Raw genomic sequence first — 24,986 nt, 5'->3', positions numbered from 1 at the left:
TGACGGACCGATCGGTCCGGTCCCGTCGGTCGCCCCCTCCGCCGCGCCCCCGAACGCCCCGTCGGTCGACTCCTCGCACGCCCCGTCGGCCGGCTTCCCGGTCCACGTCTCGTCCTCGCCGAGGTCCTCCGGCGTCGCGTCCGGCGGGTACGAGCGCTCGCCGGGCGGGACGAAGGCCGTCTCCACCTCCCGGACCGTCTCGCGAACGGCCGGCTCGTCGAGCCGGTCGGCGTACGCCTCGCGGATCAGGTCGGGCACGGCGTAGGCGTAGTGGCCCCGTCCGGCGTGGCGGATGAGTCCGGCCTTCCGGATCGGCCGGTGCCGGCTGTAGGCGTGGCCCGCGTCGCCGTCACCGCCCGCGTCGATGTGGGCGGCCACCGGATCGGAGACGCCCTCCCGTCGGTAGTGCCGCAACATCCCGCGCGACAGCTCCGGGAGCGACTCGATCCGCCCGCGGAGCTCGTCGATCACCGCCTCGCGGGTGCCGAGCTCGATCGCGTCGTCGAACCGGAGCGCGCCCTCCGCGACGTCCGAGCGGGTCACGGGGTCCACGCCGGTCGCCGGCGCGTCGTCGTCCTCCGGCTCGGCGTCCTCCCTCCGACGCCCGTCCGGCCCCTCCGTCCCGTGCTCGCCGTCTGCGGCGTCCGTCGCCGGGGCTTCCGTCCCCGTGGTCGTCGTCCCGCCCGCGCCGACCGTCTCCGCGTCGGTCGATCCCCCCTCGTCCGCCCCGCCGGTCGTCGCCTCCCCGTCGTGATCGCCGAGCTCGGACTGGTCCGGCCGCTTCCGCGAGGCGACGGATCGCCCCGACCCGCCGCGGTAGGGCGCCTCCGCCTTCCCCAGAAGCGCCTGGGCGAACTGGTCGGCCATGTCGCTCAGATCGCGCGCCTCCTCCAGCTCGCTCTCGAGCTGGCGGATCCGTTGGTCCTTCTTGTCGAGCTCCTGGCGGAGATCGGCGAGCTCGGACTCGCGGCGCGCCTTCTCGTCGGAGATGGACTGGAGCTCCCCGACCAGGTCGCTCGAGACCGACTTGAGCTCCGGCCGCTCGAAGTCGTCGAGTCCGGGGGTCGCGCCCGCGTCGAACGTCTCCTTGCGGTGGAACTGGATCCGGCGGATCGACTCGTCCCAGTCGGTCATCAGGAACGCCTCGCCGTCGCCGAGGTCCTCCACGGCGCTCGCGTACTTCGAGCCCAGAATGCGCCCCACCACTTTCGTGTCGTTGTCCCAGGTGAGCCGGTGCCAGCAGAGCCAGTCGCACTGGGTGATGAAGTCCTTCTTCACGTCGGCGGGCCGCTGGCTGATCCCGACGATCCCGAGGCCGTGTTTCCGCCCGCGCTTGCCCACCTTGATCAGCATCTTGCCCGTCTCGTCCATCCCGCCGCCCTCCGGGATGTACTCGTGACACTCCTCGACGACGAGCAGGAACGGCTTCTTGAGGCGCTTCTCCTTGGCGAACAGCTGTTTGACCACTTCGAGAAGGAGCTCGTTGGCGGTGTCCTCCTCGAGGTACCCCGAGACGTCGAGGATGATCGGGACGTTCTGTTCCAACGCGAGGTTCGCGAGCTTCTCGGCGTGTTCCGGGGAGACGACGATGTCGCACTCGTCGTCCGCGCCGGCGTGGAGGATCTCGTACTCCTCCTTCAGGCCGTAATATTCACCATCTGTGTCGACGATAATAACTGGGAATCCGTTGTCGAGGAGGTTCTCGATGACGACGCTCGCGGTGTTGCTCTTGCCGGAGCCGCTCTTGCCGGTGATGAACGACCGGCCGGTGAGCACGTCGACGACCGGAAGCTCGACCGGCGACCCCGGTTCCGCCGTCGCGTCGCCGCCGATCCCCTCGCTGACGTCCGCGACGTGGATCGTCTCCTGCTCGGTCATACCCGTGACAGGTAGCGCGCCGGTGATAAAGCATCGCCCCGGCGGCGTCGACGAGCGGATCCCGCGAGGGACCCGAACCCGCAACGACTTACACCCCGCCGGCCGATCCCGGATCCATGCCCACGGTCCAGGACCTCATCGACCGGCTCGAGGCGGAGGCGGCGGCGGACGCCGACCCGGAGACGACCCCCGACGTGGGGATCGTCATGGGGTCGGACTCCGACCTGCCCGTCATGGAGGGCGCGTACGACGCGCTCTCGGAGCTCGGATTCGCGGAACAGACGGACTTCCACGACGCGCCCGACGCGCGGTTCACCTTCGAGAGCTACGTCGTCTCCGCGCACCGGACGCCAGAACTCATGTACGCCTACGGCGAGACCGCCGCGGCCCGCGGGCTCGACGTGATCGTCGCGGGCGCGGGCGGGAAGTCGGCGGACCTCCCGAACATGACCGCCTCGATCGCGTACCCGATACCCGTGATCGGCGTGCCCGTCCAGGAGAAGTCGGTGGACTCCGTGATCGGGATGCCGACCGGCGCGCCGATCGTCGCCGTCGACGCCGGCAAGTCGTTCAACGCGGCGCTCTCGGCCGCGCAGGTGCTTGCGCGCGAGCACGACGAGCTCGAGGAGCGGCTGGCGGCGTACCACGAGGACCTCAAAGGCGGCGTCGCCGACGTCTCCGCCGACCTCCACGACCGAGGGATCGAGGGGTTCCGCGACCGGCGCGGCGAGTGACGAGACGCGGCCGATCGACTCCCGCCCGCGGGCGGGATCACGCGGGGACCGGGACGGGCGTATCGGCCGACCCCGGCGGTCCGGTTCCGTCGCTCTACGGGCCCGCGCGCACGAGTCTCAACGCTTATGAGGGGGCGGTTCAAATCCTCGGACGTTACGGAGACCTATATGAGTGATTGGATAGCGATCGGCGCCTTGGCGGCCGTCGGCCTCCTCATCCCGATAGGGATGATGACGGTTTCGGCGTTGCTTCGCCCGAGCGTGCCTGAGACCGGCAAAAGTACCACCTACGAGTCCGGCGAGACCCCGACGGGCGGGACGCGGATCCGGTTCAACATCCAGTATTACATGGTCGCGCTGTTGTTCGTCGTCTTCGACATCGAGACCGTGTTGCTGTTCCCGTGGGCCGTCATCTACCGTCCGGCGATCGAGGCGGGCGTCCCCATGGCGGACCTGCTGTGGCCGATGTTGGCCTTCGTCGGGATCCTCGCGATCGGACTCGGCTGGGCGTGGCGGACCGGCGCGGTCGAGTGGGCCCGCAGCTCCCGTGCGGCCAGCAGAAAGACGGAGCGTGACATCAACACATGAGCAGCGATCAACCCTTCATCACCGACGAATCGCGCGTGGTAACACAGACCCGCGACAGCCGCATGGAGGGGCAGGGGGACCGATTCAACTCCCGGCTTCGGGAGGCGTTCGGCTCCTCGCCCTTCATCCTCACCAAGTTCGACAAGTTCCTGAACTGGTGTCGCGGCTCCTCGATGTTCATGCTACAGTTCGGCATCGCCTGCTGTAGCATCGAGATGATGCACACCTACGCGGTGAAACACGACCTCGACCGCTTCGGCAGCGGGGTCCCCCGCGCGTCGCCGCGGCAGGCGGACGTGATGATCGTTCCCGGAACGATCGTCTCGAAGTTCGCCCCCCGAATGAAACGCGTCTACGACCAGATGCCGGAGCCGAAGTTCGTCGTCGGGATGGGGTCGTGTACCATCTCCGGCGGCCCGTTCCAGGAGGGGTACAACGTGATCAAGGGCGCGGAGGAGGTCATCCCGATCGACATCCACGTTCCCGGCTGCCCGCCGCGTCCGGAGGCGCTCGTCTACGGGGTCGTCAAGCTCCAGGAGCGCATCGCGAACGGCGAGGCCGCTCCCGTGACGGTGAAGCCGTACGAGCTCGAGGAGTTCTCCGACCTCGAGAGGGACGAGCTCGTCGAGACGCTCGCCGACCAGATCGACGAGGACGAACTCGTCATGCGGTACAACTTCGCCGATTCACCATGAGCCTCGAAGTACCAGACACCACAGAGACGGACGAAGTCCCCGAGCGGACTCCCGACGAGCTGGCGGCCCTGCTCGGCGACCTCGTCATCGACCGCGACGACCACCTGAACGCGCCCGGCTTCGTCATCCGGCCGGACGCGGTCCAGGAGACCCTCTCGCGACTCAAACAGGAGGCCGGCTACGACCACCTGTCGCTCGTCACCGCCCAGGAGTACGAGAACCGGTACGAGTCGATCTACCACCTGAAGAAGTTCGACGACCCGACCCAGGAGGTGAGCGTCGTCGTGCCGGCGGACAAGGACCGTCCGGTCTCGGAGTCGGGCGAGGCGGTGTTCCGCACGGCGGACTGGCACGAGCGGGAGGCGTACGACCTGATCGGGATCGAGTACGACGACCATCCCGACCTCCGGCGGATCCTGCTGCCCGAGACGTGGCAGGGACACCCGCTCTCGATGGACTACGACAAGGACCGCCCGCAGATCGCCACGCTGCCGGAGCACGCCAACCCGCTCGCGGACCACCACCGCGACGCCGAGTCGGACACGATGTTCCTCAACATCGGGCCGCACCACCCGGCGACCCACGGCGTCCTCCACCTGAAGACGATCCTCGACGGCGAGCAGGTGATCGACGTGGAGCCGGACATCGGCTACCTCCACCGCTGTGAGGAGCAGATGGCCCAGTCGGGCACCTACCGCCACCAGATCATGCCGTACCCCGACCGGTGGGACTACATCTCGGCGGGCCTGCTCAACGAGTGGGCGTACGCGCGAGCGGCCGAGGACCTCGCGGACATCGACGTCCCCGAGTACGCGCAGGTGATCCGCACCATGGGCGCGGAGATGTGCCGGATCGCGGCGCACATGCTCGCGCTCGCGACGTTCGCGCTCGACGTGAACGGCGACTTCACGGCGACGTTCATGTACGCGATCAACGACCGCGAGCGCGTTCAGGACCTCCTCGAGGACCTGACGGGCCAGCGGCTGATGTTCAACTACTTCCGGCTCGGCGGGGTCGTCTGGGACCTGCCCGAGCCCCGCGAGGAGTTCTTCTCGAAGACGCGCGACTTCCTCGACCAGCTGCCCGGCTCCGTCGAGGAGTACCACGACCTGGTCACCGCCAACGAGATCTTCCAGATGCGGACCATCGACACGGGGATCCTCCCGCCGGCGGTCGCGAAGGACTACGGCGCGACCGGCCCGGTCGCCCGCGGCTCCGGGATCGACTACGACCTGCGTCGCGACGACCCGTACGGCTACTACGACGAGCTCGACTGGGACGTGGTGACCGAGGACGGCTGTGACAACTACTCGCGGCTGCTGGTCCGGATGCGCGAGGTCGAGGAGTCCGCGAAGATCATCGAACAGTGCGTCGACCTGCTCGAGGACTGGCCCGAGGACGAACGAACCATCCAGGCCAACGTCCCGCGGACGCTCCGCCCCGACGACGATACGGAGATCTACCGCGCCGTCGAGGCTGCCAAGGGCGAACTCGGCATCTACATGCGTGCGGACGGCACCGACAAACCCGCCCGCTTCAAGATCCGGTCGCCGTGCTTCTCGAACCTCCAGACGCTCCCGGAGATGGCCAACGGCGAGTACATCCCCGACGTCATCGCCGCGTTGGGGAGCCTCGACATCGTGCTCGGGGAGGTGGACCGCTGATGGGGACGGTACAGCTGTTCCCCGAGTTCGTCTCGGAGACGCTGGGGCTCTCCGGCGTGCTCGGCGACGTCGTCGGCTCGCTCGTCGCCGCCGCAGTCGTCGGAAACATCGTGCTCGCGTTCACCGGCGTCGCCGGGCCGTGGGCGAAACGGAAGATCACGGCCGCGTTCACCGACCGGATCGCCGTCGACCGGATCGGGCCGTTCGGGCTGCTCATCATCCCGGCGGCGGCCGTCCAGCTGCTCGCGAAGGAGCTCATCGTCCCCGAGGGCGTCGACCGCCCGACGTGGGACCTCGCGCCGCTCGTGTTGCCCGCGTCGGCGCTGCTCGGCTTCTCCGTGATCCCGATGGGACGGCTCGGCCCGGTGAACCTCCAGATCGCCGACCCCGAGGTCGGGCTGGCGTTAGTGTTCGCGTTCGCCTCCATCGCGTCCATCTCGCTGGTGATGGCCGGCTACGCCTCGAACAACAAGTACTCGATGCTCGGCGGGCTCCGCGCGGTCGCACAGAACCTCGCGTACGAGATCCCGCTCATCGTGACCGCGATGTCCGTCGTCATCTTCGCGGGGACGCTCCAGACCAGCGGCATCGTCGCCGCACAGAGCGACGTCCTGTTCAGCGTCGGCGGCTTCGACGTTCCGACGTGGTACGCCTTCGTGAACCCGTTCGCCTTCGTGTTGTTCCTCACGGCGAACATGGCGGAGATCGGTCGGAACCCGTTCGACATTCCCGAGGCGCCGACGGAGATCGTCGCGGGGTACCAGACGGAGTACTCCTCGGCGTACTTCGTGTTGTTCTATCTCGGCGAGTTCGTCCACATCTTCCTCGGGGGCGCCATCCTCGCCGTGACGTTCCTCGGCGGCGCCTCCGGGCCGGGCCCGGAGAGCATCGGCTTCATCTGGTTCGTGGTGAAGCTCTGGGGCTTCTTCCTGTTCACGCAGTGGGCGCGCTCCGCGCTCCCGCGCGTCCGCATCGACCAGCTGATCGAGATCGGCTGGAAGGGAATGCTGGTGCTGTCGTTCGCGAACCTGGTGCTCACGGCCGTAATCGTGGGGGTGATCGCGTAATGATCGGACTCATGAAATCGATGGCGACGACGATGAAACACGCGCTGGACGGGTCGACGTTCACGGTGGAGTACCCGGAGGACGCACCCGACGTGAGCCCGCGGTTCCGCGGGGTCCACAAGTTCAGCCAGGAGCGGTGTATCTGGTGTCGGCAGTGCGAGAACGTCTGCCCGAACGACACGATCCAGATCGTTCAGGACGACCAGCGAAACGGCGAGCAGTACAACCTCCACATCGGCCAGTGTATCTACTGCCGGCTGTGTGAGGAGGTCTGTCCCGTCGACGCCATCCTGTTGACGCAGAACTTCGAGTTCACGGCGGACTCGAAAGACGAGTTCGTCTACAACAAGGAACAGCTCAAGAACGTCCCGTGGTACAAGGGAATCGACCCGCTGGAGTCCCGGAACCCCGATCGCGGCGCGTGGATCGGGGAGGGAGACGGCGAGGTCGACTACCAGTAACGGGCGTATCTCGAAATCTTCAAAGGGACACTGATAGGAGGGTTACACAATGGTTTACGACACCATCGCGTTCGCGCTGTTCGCCGCGGTCACGCTGGCGTTCAGCCTGGGGGTCGTCTTGGCGCGCGACGTGTTTCACGCCGCGTTGCTCCTTGGCGGAGCCCTGACGAGCGTCGCGGTGCACTACGTGATGTTACGGGCGGAGTTCATCGCCGCCATGCAGATCCTCGTCTACGTGGGCGGGGTTCTCATTCTCGTCACGTTCGCCGTGATGCTCACGCGATCGGATGGCACGAACGACGTGGAGGTGAGTAGCGGATGACTGACGACTCCGGCGGAACCCGGATCCTGCCCGCGATCGCGGTGGGCGCGCTGTTCGCGGTGATGGCCGCGACGTTCCTGTCGGCCGGCTTCGAGGAGGCGGCGGGCTTCCCCGAGGGCGAGTCGATCGTCCACAACGTCGGCTACGCCCTGTTCAACCTGGGCGAGGCGGCGGCGATCCCCTCCGAGGGCTTCCTGGCCGCCTTCCTGATCGTCGCGGTCGCGCTCGACGTCGCCGTCGACGGGGCCATCTACCTCGCGCGCCGCGAGGACGGCGGCTCCGTGAGCGCGGCGATCGGCGAGGCGCTCACCGACGGCGGCCGCGACGGGGGTGAGCGGTGATGGTGCCGGTCCAGTGGTACCTCCTCCTGGCGGCCGGGATCTTCTGTATCGGGCTGTTCGGGGTCCTCACCAGAAACGACGCGCTGTACTTCCTCATGAGCGTCGAGCTCATGATGAACGCGGCCAACATCAACTTCGTCGCGTTCGCGTGGTACTACAGCAACCTCACGGGGCAGGTGTTCGCGCTGTTCGTGATCGCGTTGGCGGCCGCGGAGGTCGCGATCGGGATCGGGATCATCCTCGTGATGTACCGCAACTTCGGAGACATCGACGTGACCGTTCCGACGGAGATGAGGTGGTAAGATGGTGGACGCATTCGCGTACGTTCCGGCGGTCGTGTTGTTACCGTTCTTCTCGTTCCTGGTCGCGCTCGGGGCGGGAAAGTACCTCCCGAAGGGCGGGGCCTTCGGCGGCATCGCGGCGACGGCGGGCTCGTTCCTGCTGTCGATCTGGATCGCGACGGCGGTCGCCGGCGGCCGCGCCTACGACGAGACGCTGTACACGTGGGCGGCCGGCGACCAGTTCGAGCTCACGTTCGGCGCGCTGATCGACCCGCTGTCGGCGCTGATGTTAGTCATCGTGACGCTCGTCGCGCTGTTGGTCCACGTCTTCTCGCTCGGCTACATGAACGACGAGGGCGAGACCGGACTGCCGCGCTACTACGCCGGGCTCGGGCTCTTTACCGCCTCGATGCTCGGGTTCGTCGTCGCCGACAACCTGCTCATGGCGTTCATGTTCTTCGAGCTGGTCGGGCTCTGCTCGTACCTGCTCATCGGGTTCCACTTCCGCGAGCCCGGTCCGCCCTCGGCGGCGAAGAAGGCCTTCCTCGTCACCCGCTTCGGTGACTACTTCTTCCTCGTCGGCGTCGTCGCCGTGTTCGCGACGTTCGGCACGGCCGCGTTCGCCGGCGAGGGATCGTTCCCCGCGCTCGCGGAGGCGGCGCTCGCCGGCTCCGGCGACGTCTGGACGCCCGGCGGGCTCGGGGTCGAGACGTGGTTCACCGTCGTCGGCCTGCTCGTGCTCGGCGGCGTGGTCGGGAAGTCCGCGCAGTTCCCCCTCCACACCTGGCTGCCCGACGCGATGGAGGGCCCGACGCCCGTCTCCGCGCTCATCCACGCGGCGACGATGGTCGCGGCCGGCGTCTACCTCGTCGCGCGGATGTACGGCTTCTACGCGCTGACGCCGACGACGCTCGCGGTCATCGCGTTCGTCGGCGGCTTCACCGCGCTGTTCGCGGCGACGATGGGCGTGGTGAAGGACGAGCTGAAGCAGGTGCTCGCGTACTCCACCATCTCGCAGTACGGCTACATGATGCTCGCGCTCGGCGCGGGCGGATACGTGGCCGCGGTCTTCCACCTCACGACCCACGCCTTCTTCAAGGCCCTGCTCTTCCTCGGCGCCGGCTCGGTCATCATCGCGATGCACCACAACGAGGACATGTGGGACATGGGCGGGCTGCGGTCGAAGATGCCCGTCACCTACTACACGTTCCTCGCCGGGTCGCTGGCGCTCGCGGGGATCTTCCCGTTCGCCGGCTTCTGGTCGAAAGACGAGATCCTCTACGAGGCGCTCGTCCACGGCCTGAACGAGCCGCTGCTTCTCGGCGGCTACGTGATGGGGCTGCTCGCGGTGCCGGTCACCGCCTTCTACACCTTCCGGATGGTGTTTTTGACCTTCCACGGCGAGCCGCGTTCGGCCACGGCACGGGACCCCGAACCGGTCCGCTGGAACGTGAAGGGGCCGTTGACGGTTCTCGGCTCGCTCGCCGTCGTGACCGGCTTCATCAACATGGTGCCGGTCCAGAAGGTCCTCGGACTCGAGGGTATCGACTACCTCCACCGCTGGCTCGACAACGAGTGGGGCGGCATCGAGGGGCTCTCCTCGCACCACTACGCCGACATCGGCCCGTACAGTAGCGGCTACATCGCGGGCGGGGAGGTCCCGACCGTGCTCGTCGGCGCGGCGGTCTCGCTCGGGTTGGCGCTCGCCGGCCTCGGCCTCGCGTGGCGGCTCTACAACGTCGCGTCGCCGACCGAGCACACGGCGAAACTCGGCGGGATCAAGGACGTGCTGTACAACAACTACTACCTCGACGAACTCCAAGTCTGGATCGCGTATCGGACCGAAGACATCGCCGGCGGCTCGGACACCTTCGACCAGGGCATCATCGACGGCGTCGTCAACGGCGTCTCCTCGGTGAGCCTCGCCGGCGGGAGTCGCGTCCGGCGGATACAGACCGGACTGGTGACGCAGTACGCGACGATGCTCACGCTGGGGCTGATCGCGTTGCTCGTCGTCCTCGGCCTCAACGGGGGGTGGTTCCTGTGATACTCGAGGCGCTCATCGGGTTCACGTTCCTCGCCGCGCTCCTCGTCCTGCTCGTTCCGAACGAGTGGGCGGGTCGGCTCGCGTTCGCGCTCAGCGCGGTCCCGTTCGTCGGCAGCCTCTACCTCTGGTCGCGGTTCGACGCGGCGGGGAACGCGCTCACGGGCGGGACGATCGCCTTCGAGTCGCGCTACGAGTGGGTCGAGGTCGGCGGCCGAACGGTGTCGTGGTTCGTCGGGCTCGACGGGATCAGCCTGCCGCTCGTCGTGCTCACGACGTTCCTCGTGCCGCTCGCGATCCTCAGCGCGTGGACGCCCGTCGACTCGCGGCAGAGCCAGTTCTACGGGCTGATGCTGTTCATGGAGGCGAACCTGCTCGGCGTGTTCACCGCGCTCGACTTCTTCCTCTGGTTCGTCTTCTGGGAGGCGGTCCTCGTGCCGATGTACTTCCTCATCGGGATCTGGGGCGGCCCCCGCCGGAAGTACGCCGCGATCAAGTTCTTCGTGTACACGAACGCGGCGTCGCTGCTGATGTTCATCGGCTTCATGTCGCTGACGTTCGCGCTCGGCGACTCGATCGGGTCGCTGGCGCTGCCGGAGATCACGCGGGCGCTCGCCGACGGCGGCCTCGAGACGTGGTTCGGCATCTCGCCCGACCGGATGGCGATGGTCGCGTTCCTCGCGATGTTCGCCGGGTTCGCGGTGAAGGTGCCGATCGTGCCCGTTCACACGTGGCTGCCGGACGCCCACGTCGAGGCGCCGACGCCGGTATCGGTGCTCCTGGCCGGCGTCCTGCTGAAGATGGGGACGTACGCGCTGCTCCGGTTCAACTTCACGATGCTGCCCGAGCAGGCGTCCGCGCTCGCGGTCCCGATCGCCGCCATCGCCGTGATAAGCGTCATCTACGGCGCGATGCTGGCGCTGGCACAGAAGGACCTCAAGCGCATCGTCGCGTACTCTTCCGTCTCGTCGATGGGGTACGTCATCCTCGGGCTCGTCGTCTTCACCGAGTACGGCGTCGGCGGCGCGACCTTCCAGATGGTCGCACACGGCCTCATCTCGGGGCTGATGTTCATGGCCGTCGGCGTGGTCTACAACGCGACGCACACGCGGATGGTCGGCGACATGGCCGGCATGGCCGACCGGATGCCGCTCACCGTCGGCATCCTCGTCGCCGGCGCGTTCGGCTACATGGGGCTTCCCCTGATGGCCGGCTTCGCCGGAGAGTTCTTCATCTTCGTCGGCGCGTTCGGCGCGCCGTCGCTCCCGTACGCGCCCGTCTTCACGGCGCTGGCGATGTTCGGGATCGTGATCGTCGCCGGCTACCTGCTGTCGGCGATGCAGAAGACGCTGTTCGGGCCGTTCCGGCTCGAGACCGACTACGAGGTCGGTCCCGCCCCGTTCCACGACGTCGCGCCGCTCGCGGTCCTGCTGGCGGCGATCATCGTGCTCGGGGTCGCGCCGGACATCTTCTTCGAGATGATCCGTGACGCCGCGATGCCCGTGGTCGAGGGGGTGAGCGTCGATGTCTAACGTGACTGCGGCGTGGACCGCGCTGTCGCCGGCGCTGCTGCTCGGACTCACCGGGCTCGCGCTGCTCGTCGTCGACACGATCCGCCCCAACGAGCGGTCGAACACGTCGATGGCGGTCGTGAGCGCGCTGGGCGCGCTCGCGTCGCTCTCGGTCACCGTCTGGTTCGTGATCGCCGGGCGGGGCCACGTCGACGCCGGCGGGGCGATCACGCTGCTGGAGGGCGCGGTGAAGGTGGACACGCTGGCGCTGTTTTTCACCGCGATCTTCGCGTCGGTGACGGCGCTCGTCGTCGTGGCCGCCCACGACTACTTCCACGACCACGCGAACCCCGCGGCGTTCTACTCGCTGACGCTGTTCGCCGCGACGGGGATGGCGCTTTTGGCGGTCGCGAACTCGCTCGCGGTCGTCTTCGTCGCCCTCGAGATGGTGTCGCTGCCGTCGTACGCGCTCGTGGCGTTCTTAAAGAAGAACCGCGGCAGCGTCGAGGCGGGGCTGAAGTACTTCCTCGTCGGGGCGCTGTCGTCGGCGGTGTTCCTCTTCGGGATCTCCCTGGTGTACGCCGCCACCGGCTCGCTGGTCTTCGGCGAGGTCGCGAGCGCGGTCGAGTCGCTCGACGCGCTCGCCGGCGTCGCCGGCATCGGGATCGTGATGATCGTCGGCGGCGTCGCGTTCAAGACCGCCTCCGTGCCGTTCCACTTCTGGGCCCCGGAGGCGTACGAGGGCGCGCCCGCGCCCGTGAGCGCGTTCCTCTCGTCGGCCTCGAAGGCCGCCGGGTTCGTCGTCGCGTTCCGCGTGTTCACCGAGGCGTTCCCGCTCGGGGCGTCGGTCGCGGCCGGCATCGACTGGGCGCTCGCGTTCGCCGTCGTCGCGGCGGTGACGATGACGCTCGGCAACTTCGCGGCCGCCGTCCAGGAGGAGGTCAAGCGGATGCTGGCGTACTCCTCGATCGGGCACGCCGGCTACGCGCTGATCGGGCTGGCGGCGCTCTCGACCGGCAGCGCCGGCAACGAGGCCGTGATGGGTGCCGCGATGGCGCACCTGCTCGTCTACGGCTTCATGAACACCGGCGCGTTCCTCTTCGTCGCGATGGCGGAGCGGTGGGGGATCGGCCGGACCTTCGAGGACTACGCCGGCCTCGCCCGGCGCGCCCCCGTGGCGTGTACGGCGATGGCCGTGTTCATGTTCTCGCTCGCCGGGCTCCCGCCCTTCGCCGGGTTCTTCTCGAAGTACTTCCTGTTCATGGGAGCGATCGAGAACGGGTTCCTCTGGCTCGCGGGGCTCGGCGCGGTGAACAGCGTCGTCTCGCTGTACTACTACAGCCGGGTCGTCCGAGCGATGTTCCTCGACGACCCCGCGACGCCGAGCGCGCTCGACGCGATCGACGTGCGGCCGACCGCGCTGTACGCGGCGGTCGTCTTCGCGGCGGTCGCGACCGTGCTGCTGCTGCCCGGCTTCGGGCCGGTCATCGAGGCGGCCGAGGCCGCCGCCGCGGCACTGTTCTGAGCGCCGTCTCCGGTCGCCTTCCGCGTTCTCTCGGTGCGTTTCGGTCGCGTACGGTCCGCCCGCTACCCGCAGATACTAGCGCGTTCGCCGCCTTCGGTCACGCATGGTCCGAACCCGCTACCGCTGTCTGAACTGCCTCGAACACACCGTGGACCGGGAGTTCGACACGTCACACCTCTCCGTGACGTGTCCGGACTGCGGCTCGTTCGAGCGGTTCCTCAACGAGCGGGTGTTCGAGCGCTTTCGGGCGTACGAGGACTCCTCGCCGCCGGAGCTGGCGTGGGACCGGCTGGACCGCACGGAGAAGCTCTTCGTGTGCGAACGGCTCGTCCGGTCGGAGAAGACGCTCGACGACTTCGACATCGTCGAGGAGGAGGCGCCGGCCTGAACGCCGGCCCGTCGCGGGCGACGGCCGGCCTAGAGATGATCGGGGCGAGTGCCTCGGGGCTCGGCCCCGAGGCGGTTCACCGCGCGTACAGCGGGCCGCCGACGAGCGCGGCGAGCGAGACTCCGTCGTCCGGAGTGACGGCGACGTACGGGTGATCGACCGGGCCGAACACGTCGACGACGCGGCCGACCCGCGAGAGGGACTCGTCGACGACGCCGGCACCGATCTCCGGCGGCTCCTCGCCGGGGTCGGCGCGGGCGACGGCGAGCCCCTGTGCCGTCCTGACGACGGTGCCGACGCGGCGCATCGTCACTCGCGTAAGATCCCGATGTAGGCGGCGATCGCCTGTACGAGGTCGTTCTTCGCGGTGTCCTCGGTGCCGCGCACCACCACCGCGCCGCGGGGTTCGTACTCCCTGGAGTACGTCTTCTCCCGTTCGATCACCGCGTCGTAGCCGACCTGCTGGACCGCCTTCGCGATCTCGTCGACGGTCGGCTCCGCGACCGCCAGGTCGGTCGGGACGCGGCGACCCTCCGAGCGCGAGCGGTCGGCGTCGAAGTACGCGGGATACACGACGTTCTCGACCATACCGGTGAGGCGGGCCCGCGGGGTAAGGTCGTTTCGGACCGCGACCGCCCCGAACCCGTCCCGCGGAACGGGCCGAGGGCGTCGCCGGGCGTCACTCCGCCGTCGCCGGCAGCGTGATCGTGATCTCGTTGCCGCGCTCCGGGCCGGACTCCACGGCGATCGTGCCGTCCGAGAGGTCCACGCTCCAGTGGACGAGCCAGAGCCCGAGGCCGCTGCTGTGGTACACGTTGGTCATGTCGTGGTCGCCCCTGAGCACGTCCGCCTCGACGGGCGGGATCGGCGCGTGGTCGTCCCGGACGACGATCTCCGCCCCCGCGGGCGTCCGGCGGAGGGCGACGTCCACCGTCGGGTCGTCGCCGTCGCCGTGGCGGAGCGCGTTCTCGAGCAGTTCGAGCACCGCCGGACGGAGTTCGGGACGTCCCTCGACCGCGACCGGGTCCGGCGTCGAGACCGCGATCGCCGCGGTCGGGTGCCGGGCTCTGGCGGTCTCGACGCAGTCCGCGATCGTCTCGCGGAGCTCGATCCGCTCGGGTTCCCGCTCCTCGGTGATGAGGTCGATGATGTCGCGTTCCTTCTCGGCGGTCTCGAGGAGCTGCTCGCCGACGCGGCGGATCACGGCGGTGTGTTCCGCCGACTCCGGCACCTCCGAGTCGAGGTACTCCGCCCGGCCGAGGATGACGTTGAGGTCGTTGCGGAGGTTGTGTCGGAGGAGGTTGTCCATCACGACCAGCTGGCACTCCCGGCGACGTCGGTCGGTGACGTCTCTCGTGAACCCCGTGATGCGGACCACCTCGCCGTCGTCGGTGATCGGCTCGGCCTGGACCCACACGCAGCGGTTGTAGTTCTCGTCCGGGTTCACCCGGTACTCCATGTCGACCGGCGTACCCTCGGAGAGCCGCTTCATCGCCGCCTCGACGGCGGGGACGTCCTCCGGGTGGACCGCGTCGAGGAACGTCGAGGGGTCGTCCTCGAGCGCGTCGATCGACGTCCCGTAGATCTCCTCGTACGCGGGGTTCACGAAGCGGAGCTCCGACCAGTCGGCGTCGAACATCCAGAGCACGTCGCCGGAGACCGTCGCGATCTCCCGGAGGTTCGACGCCGTTTCCGCGCGCTCGCGCTCGGCCAGCACCCTGTCGGTGACGTCGCGGGAGCTGACGACGTATCCGTCGAGCCCGTCGTCGGTGAGGTTCGACATGCGACTCGACAACCAGACCCACGACCCGTCCGCCGCTCGATGGCGGTACTCGACCGTGTCCTCGGCGAACTCGTCGCGGTCGATCACGTCGCGGAACGCGCGACGCACCGCCTCGCGGTCGTCGGGGTGGACGTACTCGAAGGCGTCCTCGCCGACGAGGTCCGCGGGCGCGAACCCGAGCATCCGCTCCGCAGCGCCGTTGACGTAGGTGAACCGTCCCTCGTCGTTCAGGAGGGCGACCTTGTCCTGCGCCTGGTCGAGCAGCAGGCCGAGCGGTTCGGGACCGTCCATTCCCCTCCGAGTTTCCGACGAAGACGGATAACGGTCACGGCGAGTCTCGCGGCGACCCGCCCCGGATCGCGTGCGGGTGCCTCAGACGTGTTCCTCGAGGAACTCGACGATCGTGCGGTACGCCTCGATCCGGTTCTCCAGCTTCGAGAAGCCGTGCCCCTCGTCGTCGAAGATCAGTTTCCGTACCGGCACGTCCCGCTCGCGGGCCTCCTCGACGATCCGCTCGGCCTCGCTCACGGGCACCCGCGGGTCGTTCGCGCCGTGGAGGACGAAGAGCGGCGACTCGATGGCCTCGACGTTGTTGATCGGCGAGATCGACTCGAGGAACTCCCGGTCCTCCTCGAGCGAGCCGTACTCGGCCTCGCGCAGCTCGCGCCGCCAGTCACCGGTGTTCTCGAGGAAGGTGACGAAGTTCGCGATCCCGACGACGTCGACACCGGCCGCCCACAGCTCCGGGTACTCCGTCAGCGCCGCGAGCACCATGAACCCGCCGTAGGAGCCCCCCATCGCGACGACCCGGTCGGGGTCGACTTCGGGGTGGTCGTGGAGCCACTCGACGCCGGCCCGCAGGTCGGCGACCGAGTCCATCCGTTTCTCCACGTCGTCGAGCGCGGCGTACGCCCGCCCGTACCCCGAGGAGCCGCGGACGTTGGGCTCGAGGACGGCGTAGCCGCCGTTGAGCAGGTACTGTTTGACCGCGCCGAAGGAGGGGCGGCGCTGCGACTCCGGCCCGCCGTGGACGTCGACGACGACGGGGTAGCCCGACTCCGGGGTCTCGCTCTCGGGGGTCGAGAGGAACGCCGGGATCTCCCGGCCGTCGAAGGTCGGGTAGTGGACGAGTTCGGGCTCGACGAACGTGTCGCGCGGGATCCCCGCGGTGGAGGCGTTCGTCCAGCGCTCGGTCTCGCCGGTCGTCGTCTCGACGACGTGGACGTTCGCGTTGTCGGTGCTGCCCGTGGCGGTGATCGCGAACCGGTCGCCGTCGGGCCCGAAGCTCACGCCGCCGGCGACGCCCCGCGGCAGATCCGGCGCGGGAAACTCGTCGACCCGGTCGGGCGCGACCAGCTCGCCCACCGTGATCTCGGTGTAGCCGTCGACGTTCCGCGAGTAGACGACCCGGCGGGACTCCTCGTGGATCGCGACGCCGTCGACGTTCCAGCCGTCGCCGCCGCCGTCGACGACGACGGCAAACTCGCCGGTCGCCAACTCGAGCCGTTCGAGCCGGAGCGTGTCGCTCCGGCGGTCGGTGACGAGATAGAGCGCCTCGCCGTCGGGACCCCACTCGGGGCTGCCGTACCGGACGTCGCCGTCGTGGGGCGTGTGGTGTGTCAGCTCGCCCGACCCGACCTCGAGCGTGTACAGGTCGTGGTCGTACGAGGAGTGTGCCTCGTGGACGATCAGCCGGTCGTCGTCGGGCGACCAGCCGGCCACGGAGAGCCACCCGTCGCCCGCGTGGACGAGCTCCGCGTCGTCGCCCGTCTCCTCGCGTCCCTGGACGTAGACGTCGAAGGTCGCCTCCTCGCGGCGGTTCGACGCGAACGCGAATCGCTCGCCGTCTCCCGCCCAGCCGCCCCACCGGTGTTTCGCCTCCGGGCGCTCCGTGAGGTCCGTGATCGCGCCCGTCTCGAAGTCGAGCCGGTACAGCTGTGCCCGCTCGTTGCCCCCCTCGTCCATGCCGAAGACGGCCTCGGCGCGTTCGGGCGAGGCGTCGACGAACGTGACTCGTTCCTCGAAGAACGTGTGTTGCTCGGGCCACGCGAGCGGACGATCGACGGACCACACCTGCGAGGTGCCGGTGGCGTCGAGCAGGAAGGAGAGCCGGCCGTCCGGACCCAGCGTCGCCCCGCCCGCCCCCCGCACGTTGAGGTACCGTTCGACGTCGTATCGGTGCATACCCCCCGTTCCGCCGCGGGGGAGATACCGTTTCGGGTGGCGACGACTCCTCGCGTGTCCGCGATGGCGGGTCTTTTTGGTCGGGCCCCCCGTCCGGTCGGCGTATGCGCGTCGCGTTCGTCTCGCTTTTCACTCCCGAACACGGCGACACCCCGGCGCGGGCCAGAACGCGCCGGACCGCCGCGGGGCTCGCCGCCCGCGGCCACGACGTGACGTGGCTGTGTGCCCGCTGGTGGGGCGGCGAGGTGGCGACGTTCGAGACCGACGGGATCACGTACCGGTCCGTCGTCGTCGACCCGTCGCCGGCGGCGTTCGCGACGCGGCTTCCGGCGGCAGTCCGGCGGCTCGACCCCGACGTCGTCCACGCGGTCAACAGCCCGCCGATGCCGGCGCTCGCGACGACGCTCGCCGGACGGCTCCGCGGGCCGCCGGTCCTCGTCGACTGGTGGCGCGACCACCCGGCGGACTCGCGGCGTCTCTACCCGCTTCTCTCGCGCGCGGCCGACGCGGTGTCGGCGCCCTCGCGCACGACGAAGACGCGGATCCGCGAACACGGCGCGGACGGCTCGGCGGTCCGGGTGATCCCCGAGAGCGTCGACCTCGACCTCGTCGCCGAGGCGGAGCCGGACGGCCGCTTCGACGCGGTCTACTCCCGGCGGCTCGACCGCCACGCAAACGTCGAGACCTTCCTTCTGGCGCTCGCCGAACGCCGCGGGGGCGACTGGACCGCCGCCGTGATCGGCGACGGCCCCGAGCGGGACCGGATCGAGTCGACCGCCGCGGACCTCCGGATCGACGACCGGGTCGCGTTCCTCGGCGACCTGCCGCTCGACGAGCGGGTCTCGGTGTTCAAGGGCACCCACGTCTTCGCACAGACCGCGAGCTGGGAGACGTTCCCGACCGAGCTGCTGTGGGCGCTGGCGTGCGGCTGCGTCGGACTCGTCGAGTACCAGGCCGACTCGAGCGCCCACGAACTCGTCGAGGGACGCGAACGCGGGCGGCTCGTCACGAGCCCCGCCGAGCTGGCGGACGCGATCGACGCCGTCGCCGATCTCGAGCGGCTATCGAGCGACCCCGGATTCGAGACGTACGGCGAGGACGCGGTCCTCGACGAATACGTCGAGGTCTACCGTGACCTCGGCGCGGTCTGACGGCTCCTCGCGCACGAACAGACGCGCGAAGCGGGAAGAGTCGGCGGAAGCGAACGGCGCGTGGTCCGCGAGTCAGGCCTCGTCGGGCGCGATCGTGCCGCCGTACTTCATGAAGACGAACGCGAGCCCGAGCGTGCTCACCATGGCGATGAAGGTGGCGATCGTCAGCGCGCGCGCGCCGTCGGGGACGAACACCGCGCTGCTCTCCCCGCCGCCGGTGTCCACGGTCGGGATGTCCTCGCCGACGGCGAGGCCGGCGTGCATGCCGACTGCGGTGTGGGGGACGCAGTGGTAGTGGGTGATGCCGGCGTCCTCCTCGCTGGTCTCGTACTCGTAGGTGTACCCCTCCTCGCCGACGGGGTCGCCGCTGTCGAGGGAGGCCGGCCCGCCGCCCTCGACGGTCTGGACGTTGTGTGCGCCTCCGGCTCCCGTCCACTCCCAGGTGATCGTCGTCCCCGGATCCACCCAGACCTGGGTCGGATCGAACGCGAGCCCCTGATCGCCCGCGCCGACCGAGATCGTGACCGAGTCCTGGCCCCTGGCGTCCTGGTACGACCCCACGTTTCCGTTCGTGGCGCTCGGCCAGTCCGGCTTCACGCCGCCGCCCCCGCCCTCCTGTCCCGCGGCGGTTCCCGTCGCGGCCGTGGCTCCCCCGACGGCGGCGGCGGTGCCGCCGGCGGTCCGCATGAACGTGCGCCGAGAGACGTCGTCCGTGCTCATGGATCCGGGTTCGTCACCGCCGATAGTGAATATGTTGGTTCCGCTCGCTCGGACGCGGCGACGGTCGCCGCCCCCGGTCGGCTCCGCTCGTCGTATCGGGTCGGTCCTCGTCGTCGTTCCGGCCCTCGGCGTCGTATCGGGTCGGCGTTTCCGGCCGCCCCGCTCAGCGAACCGAGTCGAGCAGCAGCCGCTGTTCGACCCGCTTCACCTCGTGTTGGACGTCGCGGACCGCGTCGATGTTCGCGGAGATGGACGAGACGCCCTCCTCGACGAGGAACTCGACCATCTCGGTCTTCGATCCGGCCTGTCCGCAGATGCTGGTGTCGACGCCCAGCTCGCGACACCGCTCGATGGTGTCGCCGATGAGCCGGAGGACGGCCGGATGGAGCTCGTCGAAGCGGTCGGCGACGTGCTCGTTGTTGCGGTCGACCGCGAGCGTGTACTGGGTGAGGTCGTTGGTGCCGAAGGAGGCGAAGTCGATCCCCGCCTCGGCGAGCTCGTCGATCTGGAGCGCGCTCGCCGGCGTCTCGATCATCACGCCCCAGCGGTGGGTCTCGGGGTCGATCCCGGCCTCCCGCATGTGGCGTTTCACGCCCTCGAGGTCGGCCGCGTCGTTGACGAGCGGGAACATCACCTCCAAGTTGTCGTACCCCATGTCGATGAGCCGCGCGAACGCGGCGAGCTCCTGGCGGAACGGTTCGGGCTTGTCGAGGCTCCGCCGGACTCCGCGCCACCCCAGCATCGGGTTGTGCTCGTTCGGCTCGCCGTCGCCGCCCTCGAGGTCGCGGAACTCGTCGGTCGGCGCGTCGATGGTCCGGACCCGGACCGGTCGGGGGTAGAACTCGTCCGCGACCCGGCGGACGCCCTCGATGAGCTCGTCCTGGTACGCCCGCGCGCCGTGGTCGGCGATGTACGTCTCGGGCGTCTTCCCGAGCGAGAGCACCATGTGTTCGATCCGGAGCAGGCCGACGCCGTCCGCCCCGGTCGCGGCCGCCCGCTCCGCGGCCTCCGGGATCGAGACGTTCACCTTCACCTCCGTCGCCGTCATCGGCTTGACGGGGGTCTCCGGCCGCGCGGCCTCCACCGGCTCGAACTCCTCCGCGGGCTCGGCCGTCTCGTCGGCGCCCGCACGGACGGTTCCCTTGTCGCCGTCGATCGTGACGTTCCGGCCCTCGTCGAGGACGCGGGTTCCGTTGCCCGTGCCGACGACCGCCGGGACGCCGAGCTCGCGGGAGATGATCGCGGCGTGGCTCGTCATCCCGCCCTCGTCGGTCACGATGCCCGCGGCGCGTTTCATGGCGGGCACCATGTCGGGCATCGTCATCTCGGTCACGAGCACGTCGCCCTCCTGGACCTGGTCGAGGTGGTCGAGCTTCGTGACGATCCGGACGGTGCCGGAGACCACGCCGGGGCTCGCGCCGAGACCGTCAACGAGGACGTCCGGCGCGTCGCCGTCGTCGCCGTCGCCCTCGACGACGCCGCCGTTGCCGGCCACCGCGTCGGCGAACTCGTCGTCCCCGGTCTCGCCGTCGGCCGACCCGTCCGCGTCGGCGTCCTCGCGGATCGTGGTGATCGGTCGCGACTGGAGCATGTACACCTCGCCGTCGTAGATCGCCCACTCGACGTCCTGTGGCGTGCCGTAGTGGTCCTCGACGAGCTCGCCGAGCCCGACCAGCTCGTCGATCTCCTCGTCGGAGAGCACCCGCGCCGTGCGCCGGTCCTCCTCGACGTCGAGCTGGACCGTCTCGCCAGACTCGGGGTCCTTCACCATCTCGACCTTCTTCTCGGCGACGGTGACGTCCTCGATGCGGTCGCGCTCGCGGTCGTAGACGTAGTTGTCCGGGGAGACGGTGCCGGAGACGACCGCCTCGCCGAGCCCCCAGGCGGCCTCGACCGTCATCTGCGGGTCGCCTGTCGAGGGGTGGCTCGTGAACAGCACGCCCGACTTCTCGGCGTCGACCATCCGCTGGACGACCACCGCGATGTCGACGTCCTCGTGGGGGAAGCCGCGCTGTTGGCGGTAGTAGATCGCCCGCTGGGTGAAAAGCGACGCCCAGCACTCCTTCACGCGCCGGAGGAGGTCGGCCTCGCGGACGTTGAGGAAGGTCTCCTGCTGGCCGGCGAACGACGAGTCGGGCAGGTCCTCGGCGGTCGCCGAGGAGCGCACGGCGACGAACGCCTCCTCGCCGTCGTCGCCCATCTCGCGGTAGCTCTCCAGGATCCCCTCGCGGACCGTCTCGGGGAAGGGGGTCTCCGTGATCAGCTCCCGAGCGGTCGCCTCGGCCTCCCGGAGCGCGGCGGAGTCCTCGGGGTCCACGTCGACGGCGGCGAACAGCTCCTCGTCGATCCCCGCCTCCTCGATGAACTCGCGGTAGGTTCCCGCCGTGACGACGAATCCCGGCGGGACCGGCAGCCCCGCGCCGATGAGTTCACCCAGCGAAGCCCCCTTGCCGCCGACGGTTCCGATGTCGTCGGCGTCGACGTCGTCCAGCCAGAGTACTGCCATTCGTGTGTCCGGTGGATCCACGACCCGCCGTATGAATCTTCCGAACCGAACGGCGTCGAATAAATATTACTCGCGACCGAGTTGTCGGCGGCCGTCCGTCGTCCCGACTCGAAGCGGGTCGGTTTCCGTGCGGACGAGACGGGCGGCAGTTCGAAAGCGAGAGAGGGCCGAGTTCGTCGCGGGCGTGACGAACCGGGAGTCGGTCCGTACGCTTCGACACGCCTTCGGCTGACCTATACTTACTTGCTGCTCGAACGATCGATCCGATCACGTGTTACAGATGTTGTAACACCCTGTCCCGATCGCCGTCGCCCCGTCCGCCCGACGGATCAGTCGCGCGCGAGCCGGCGTCGCTCGTTCCGGAGGAGCCGCTCCCAGAGCCCGAAGAGACGGCTGTCGAGGCCGTAGGCCGAGTCCACTCGAGCGACCCAGGCGTCGTCGGCGAAGAGCAGCGCCTGGAACCGACGGACCGGCGGCGAGAGGCCGTCGCGGTCGCCGGCGTAGTACGACAGCGACTCCTCGCGCGTCCGGTCGACCAGGTCGGTCGGGACCGCGATCCCGTCGGCGGCCGCGGCGTGGACGAACCACTCGAGGTGTAACAGCGCGGCCGCCGCGAGGAACCGCTCGCGGAACCCGGAGACGCCCGCGAGGGCGGGACGGCCGTCGACGACGACGTCGCGCGGGCGGGAGAACCGCGGGGCGCTGGCGGTGACGCCGGCCGCCCCCGCGACCTCGCGGGCGACCCGGCGGAGCCGCCACTCGCCGTACCGGACCGGCGCGAGGAGGCCGAGCTCGTACCACAGCGGCATCCACTCGCAGTACGGCTCCGAGAAGGCCCCGTCCGCGAGCAGCGTCGTCGCCACCGAGCGCGCCGCCGCCGGCGGGAGGTCCGTCGGGTCCGCGGCGAGCCGCTCCGCGACGCGGTCCCCGTCGAGGTCGTCGGCCCCCGCGAAGCCCATTCCCTCGGCGACGTGCCGGGTGTACGCGCGGCTCGCGGCGTACCAGTCGGCGAAGTCCCGCGGCGCGGTCAGCCGGAGGAGGCGGAGGACGGTGATGGCGACCGTAGGGGCGGCCGGGTCAAAACGGCTCCGGCCGGTCCGCGTCGTCGTCCGCGAGCGCGTCGTCCAGTCCCCACTCGCTCGCGCGCTCCGCGGCCTCGGCGCGCGCCTGCTCGCGGATCGCCGCGATACGGTCGTCGTCGGCGAGGAACGCCGCGACCGCGTCCGCCTCCTCGCCGTCGTCGTCCGCCAGGCGGTCGGCCGGCGCGGCCTCGCGGGTCCGCTCGGCGAGGCCGGCGTCGTCGGCGAGCTCCGTCGCGGCCGCCGCGGGCGGGATCCGGAGCGCCTCCTCGTCGTGGGCCGCCCGGAGCCCGTCGGCCGCGACCGCGTACAGCTCGATGCGGTACGGGCCGGGGACGGCCAGCTCGGCCAGCGCGTCGGGGCCGCCGCTGTCGGTGACGGTGTTGTACGCCAACACGGGAACGCCCGCCTCGAAGGTGAGCACGCCGCGGGCGTCGCCGGCGAGCAGCAGCGTCTCCTGGGGAACGATCGTGGCGTAGCCGGTCAGATCGCGGTCGAGTGCGGCGGCGAGGGTGGTCCCGACGTCGGAGACGACCCGCGACCGGAGCAGGTCCCCGCGCGGGATCTCGAGGACCGGCGGATCGGCCGATCCTCCCGCTCCGCCCGGCGCCCCGGTCATGGGGTGTCGGGGACGACCGCGCTCTTGAACCGCGCCGCCACCGCCTCCCCGTCGCCGTCGCGCACCTCGAGGCGGGCGGCCGCCTCGCGGTACCGGGCGGCGGGCTCGCTGTCGGGCGCGTGGGCGAGGAGCGGCTTCCCGGCCCGCCGCGCGGCGCGGACCACGTCGCTGTCGGGCACCTCCGCGAGCACCGGGCCGCCGAAGTGGCGGCCGGCCTGCTCCGCGACCGCGGCCGCCGGATCCCGCACCTTGTTGAGCAGCACGCCCGCGGTCTCGGTGCCGTACGAGCGGGCGTACTCCTGGACCTTCAGCCCGTCCGAGAGCGCGGGGATCGTCGGCTCGACCACGATCACGACGCGGTCGGCGAGGACGACGGGCAACACCGCGGACTTCGAGCCGAGCGCCGCCGGCGAGTCCAGGAGGAGCACGTCCGTGTCGCGGGCGAGTTCGGCGACCACCTCGCGGAGCCGCGCGGGGTCGGCCGCGGAAAAGCCCGCGAGCGAGGTGCCACAGGGGACGACCGAGAGCCCGAACCGCTCGTAGGTCGCCGCCGAGACGTCGGTCGCGGTCCCCTCGACGAGCAGGTCGTGGAGGGTGACCGCCGCGTCGTCGAGTCCGGTGTGAAACAGCAGGTTCGCCATCCCGGTGTCGGCGTCGACGACGGTCACGTCGTGCTCCTCGGCGAGCGCCATGCCGAGCGCGAGCGTGCTCGTCGTCTTGCCGGTGCCGCCCTTGCCGCTGGCGACCGCGAACGCCTCGACCATTACCCTCCCGTCCGCGTCGGCGCGCTAAAAGGTGTCTATTGTGCGGTTGCCGGGTTGATCGAATCGTTGAAGTCTCGATCGGTGCGACGATGTGAGAGGACTTCGAGAATTCGTTTCACAGACAATACGTCTCGATCTGGTTGTGGTCAATACAGTCCAACCACCGACCGCGGTGGCGCGCCTCCGAGTGCCCCGAAGGGGCACGAGGAGCCCGCGAGGGACGCGGCGAGCGGTGAAACCGCGAGCCGCGAGGCTGGGGAGGCGTGAGGTGCGGGGCGGTTGCGGTCGGGTGGGACTCGAAGGGGCAGCCGGCTCCGGGAAGACGGCCGATGAAAGCACCGCAGCGAACGAAGTGAGCGAGGCCCTCGACCGGAGCCGGCTGGGGCTTTGAAAGAGTTCACTGCCTCAGCAACGATCTCTTCTTATTGCTTCTAGAATTCACGAAACACCCGTCTTATAAGCACCCTTCAGCGACTAGGTGTTTCATCCCAATTTATGTCTGGAAAATAGAGTTTCAACAGAGCCTCTTCTACCTACTTCGATCTCCACTGAAACAGCCGGACCACGAGTACTCTTCAACGACTAGCCGTCTGATACCGGATTGTGCCTAGAAACGAGGGCTTCAGCAGAACCGAGTTCGGTACACTCCTCCAAAGCCCCGGCCGCGACGACTCGCGGCCG

Annotated in this window: 24 protein-coding genes; 14 read left to right on the top strand and 10 right to left on the bottom strand. The window is 69.5% G+C overall.

Translation table 11 applies throughout. The features are described from left to right. The coding region (locus DJ70_RS02250) for a helicase HerA domain-containing protein (RefSeq protein ID WP_094529737.1) at positions 1–1,878 on the bottom strand (1,878 nt) is incomplete at its 3' end. Between the two features lie 116 nt (positions 1,879–1,994). Here DJ70_RS02250 and purE point away from each other — a divergent pair. From purE to DJ70_RS02185, 13 genes are all read left to right on the top strand, one after another. Next, on the top strand, positions 1,995–2,612 hold the full coding sequence (gene purE / locus DJ70_RS02245) for a 5-(carboxyamino)imidazole ribonucleotide mutase (protein ID WP_094529735.1): 618 nt from the start codon (positions 1,995–1,997) through the stop codon (positions 2,610–2,612). A gap of 168 nt (positions 2,613–2,780) precedes the next feature. After that, entirely contained in the window at positions 2,781–3,200 is a 420-nt protein-coding gene (locus DJ70_RS02240) for an NADH-quinone oxidoreductase subunit A (RefSeq protein WP_094529743.1), read from the top strand. Further along, positions 3,197–3,895 (top strand): NADH-quinone oxidoreductase subunit B, encoded by a 699-nt coding sequence (locus DJ70_RS02235; RefSeq protein ID WP_094529733.1) that lies wholly within the window; start codon positions 3,197–3,199, stop codon positions 3,893–3,895. Before DJ70_RS02240 ends, DJ70_RS02235 begins: the two co-directional genes overlap by 4 nt. Next, a complete protein-coding gene (locus DJ70_RS02230) occupies positions 3,892–5,559 on the top strand; it encodes an NADH-quinone oxidoreductase subunit D (RefSeq protein ID WP_094529731.1) in 1,668 nt (555 codons plus the stop codon). The genes DJ70_RS02235 and DJ70_RS02230 overlap by 4 nt, the downstream gene beginning before the upstream one ends. Next, positions 5,559–6,626, top strand: coding sequence for a complex I subunit 1/NuoH family protein (locus tag DJ70_RS02225; protein ID WP_094529729.1), 1,068 nt, complete (start codon positions 5,559–5,561; stop codon positions 6,624–6,626). The genes DJ70_RS02230 and DJ70_RS02225 overlap by 1 nt, the downstream gene beginning before the upstream one ends. Beyond that, on the top strand, positions 6,626–7,087 hold the full coding sequence (locus DJ70_RS02220) for a NuoI/complex I 23 kDa subunit family protein (RefSeq protein ID WP_066414169.1): 462 nt from the start codon (positions 6,626–6,628) through the stop codon (positions 7,085–7,087). The genes DJ70_RS02225 and DJ70_RS02220 overlap by 1 nt, the downstream gene beginning before the upstream one ends. A 49-nt stretch (positions 7,088–7,136) precedes the next feature. After that, the gene (locus tag DJ70_RS02215) at positions 7,137–7,409 is read left to right on the top strand and encodes an NADH-quinone oxidoreductase subunit J (RefSeq protein WP_066414171.1); all 273 of its coding nucleotides are present in this window, start codon (positions 7,137–7,139) and stop codon (positions 7,407–7,409) included. Further along, positions 7,406–7,750 carry a hypothetical protein gene (locus DJ70_RS02210; protein ID WP_094529727.1) on the top strand — a complete coding sequence of 115 codons (345 nt, stop codon included), beginning with the start codon at positions 7,406–7,408 and terminating at the stop codon, positions 7,748–7,750. Before DJ70_RS02215 ends, DJ70_RS02210 begins: the two co-directional genes overlap by 4 nt. Continuing rightward, the gene (gene nuoK / locus DJ70_RS02205) at positions 7,750–8,052 is read left to right on the top strand and encodes an NADH-quinone oxidoreductase subunit NuoK (RefSeq protein WP_094529725.1); all 303 of its coding nucleotides are present in this window, start codon (positions 7,750–7,752) and stop codon (positions 8,050–8,052) included. The genes DJ70_RS02210 and nuoK overlap by 1 nt, the downstream gene beginning before the upstream one ends. A 1-nt stretch (position 8,053) precedes the next feature. After that, complete coding sequence (gene nuoL / locus DJ70_RS02200; RefSeq protein ID WP_094529723.1) at positions 8,054–10,078, top strand: NADH-quinone oxidoreductase subunit L; 2,025 nt, start codon at positions 8,054–8,056, stop codon at positions 10,076–10,078. Continuing rightward, positions 10,075–11,607 (top strand): complex I subunit 4 family protein, encoded by a 1,533-nt coding sequence (locus DJ70_RS02195; protein ID WP_179233926.1) that lies wholly within the window; start codon positions 10,075–10,077, stop codon positions 11,605–11,607. Before nuoL ends, DJ70_RS02195 begins: the two co-directional genes overlap by 4 nt. Continuing rightward, on the top strand, positions 11,600–13,111 hold the full coding sequence (locus DJ70_RS02190) for an NADH-quinone oxidoreductase subunit N (RefSeq protein WP_094529721.1): 1,512 nt from the start codon (positions 11,600–11,602) through the stop codon (positions 13,109–13,111). Before DJ70_RS02195 ends, DJ70_RS02190 begins: the two co-directional genes overlap by 8 nt. Positions 13,112–13,214: 103 nt before the next feature. Next, positions 13,215–13,499 (top strand): hypothetical protein, encoded by a 285-nt coding sequence (locus DJ70_RS02185; RefSeq protein ID WP_094529719.1) that lies wholly within the window; start codon positions 13,215–13,217, stop codon positions 13,497–13,499. 76 nt (positions 13,500–13,575) lie between these two features. Here the strand turns inward: DJ70_RS02185 and DJ70_RS02180 are convergent, their stop codons facing one another. From DJ70_RS02180 to DJ70_RS02165, 4 genes are all read right to left on the bottom strand, one after another. Then, complete coding sequence (locus DJ70_RS02180; RefSeq protein ID WP_066414184.1) at positions 13,576–13,806, bottom strand: H/ACA ribonucleoprotein complex subunit GAR1; 231 nt, start codon at positions 13,804–13,806, stop codon at positions 13,576–13,578. 2 nt (positions 13,807–13,808) lie between these two features. Further along, complete coding sequence (srp19, locus tag DJ70_RS02175; RefSeq protein WP_094529717.1) at positions 13,809–14,087, bottom strand: signal recognition particle subunit SRP19; 279 nt, start codon at positions 14,085–14,087, stop codon at positions 13,809–13,811. 91 nt (positions 14,088–14,178) lie between these two features. After that, entirely contained in the window at positions 14,179–15,573 is a 1,395-nt protein-coding gene (locus DJ70_RS02170) for a PAS domain-containing sensor histidine kinase (RefSeq protein WP_179233925.1), read from the bottom strand. 81 nt (positions 15,574–15,654) lie between these two features. Continuing rightward, a complete protein-coding gene (locus DJ70_RS02165) occupies positions 15,655–17,466 on the bottom strand; it encodes a S9 family peptidase (RefSeq protein WP_094529715.1) in 1,812 nt (603 codons plus the stop codon). A gap of 104 nt (positions 17,467–17,570) precedes the next feature. On the opposite strand from DJ70_RS02165, the gene DJ70_RS02160 reads away from it, so the two are divergent. Continuing rightward, a complete protein-coding gene (locus tag DJ70_RS02160; RefSeq protein ID WP_094529713.1) occupies positions 17,571–18,617 on the top strand; it encodes a glycosyltransferase family 4 protein in 1,047 nt (348 codons plus the stop codon). 72 nt (positions 18,618–18,689) lie between these two features. On the opposite strand, the gene DJ70_RS02155 is transcribed toward DJ70_RS02160, so the two are convergent. The 5 genes from DJ70_RS02155 to DJ70_RS02135 form a co-directional block, all read right to left on the bottom strand. Continuing rightward, positions 18,690–19,337: a halocyanin domain-containing protein gene (locus DJ70_RS02155; RefSeq protein WP_094529711.1), complete on the bottom strand. Its 648-nt coding sequence runs from the start codon at positions 19,335–19,337 to the stop codon at positions 18,690–18,692. A gap of 163 nt (positions 19,338–19,500) precedes the next feature. Then, complete coding sequence (gene ppsA, locus DJ70_RS02150; RefSeq protein ID WP_094529709.1) at positions 19,501–21,843, bottom strand: phosphoenolpyruvate synthase; 2,343 nt, start codon at positions 21,841–21,843, stop codon at positions 19,501–19,503. A gap of 329 nt (positions 21,844–22,172) precedes the next feature. Beyond that, entirely contained in the window at positions 22,173–22,802 is a 630-nt protein-coding gene (locus tag DJ70_RS02145; protein ID WP_094529707.1) for a hypothetical protein, read from the bottom strand. Positions 22,803–22,920: 118 nt separating this feature from the next. Further along, a complete protein-coding gene (locus tag DJ70_RS02140; protein WP_094529705.1) occupies positions 22,921–23,541 on the bottom strand; it encodes a hypothetical protein in 621 nt (206 codons plus the stop codon). Next, positions 23,538–24,305: a nucleotide-binding protein gene (locus DJ70_RS02135; RefSeq protein WP_094529703.1), complete on the bottom strand. Its 768-nt coding sequence runs from the start codon at positions 24,303–24,305 to the stop codon at positions 23,538–23,540. The genes DJ70_RS02140 and DJ70_RS02135 overlap by 4 nt, the downstream gene beginning before the upstream one ends. Positions 24,306–24,986 lie beyond the last annotated feature (681 nt).

It is taken from the genome of Halorubrum halodurans (genome assembly GCF_002252985.1).
Classification (GTDB): domain Archaea; phylum Halobacteriota; class Halobacteria; order Halobacteriales; family Haloferacaceae; genus Halorubrum; species Halorubrum halodurans.
This window is presented reverse-complemented; position numbering and strand designations above follow the sequence as displayed.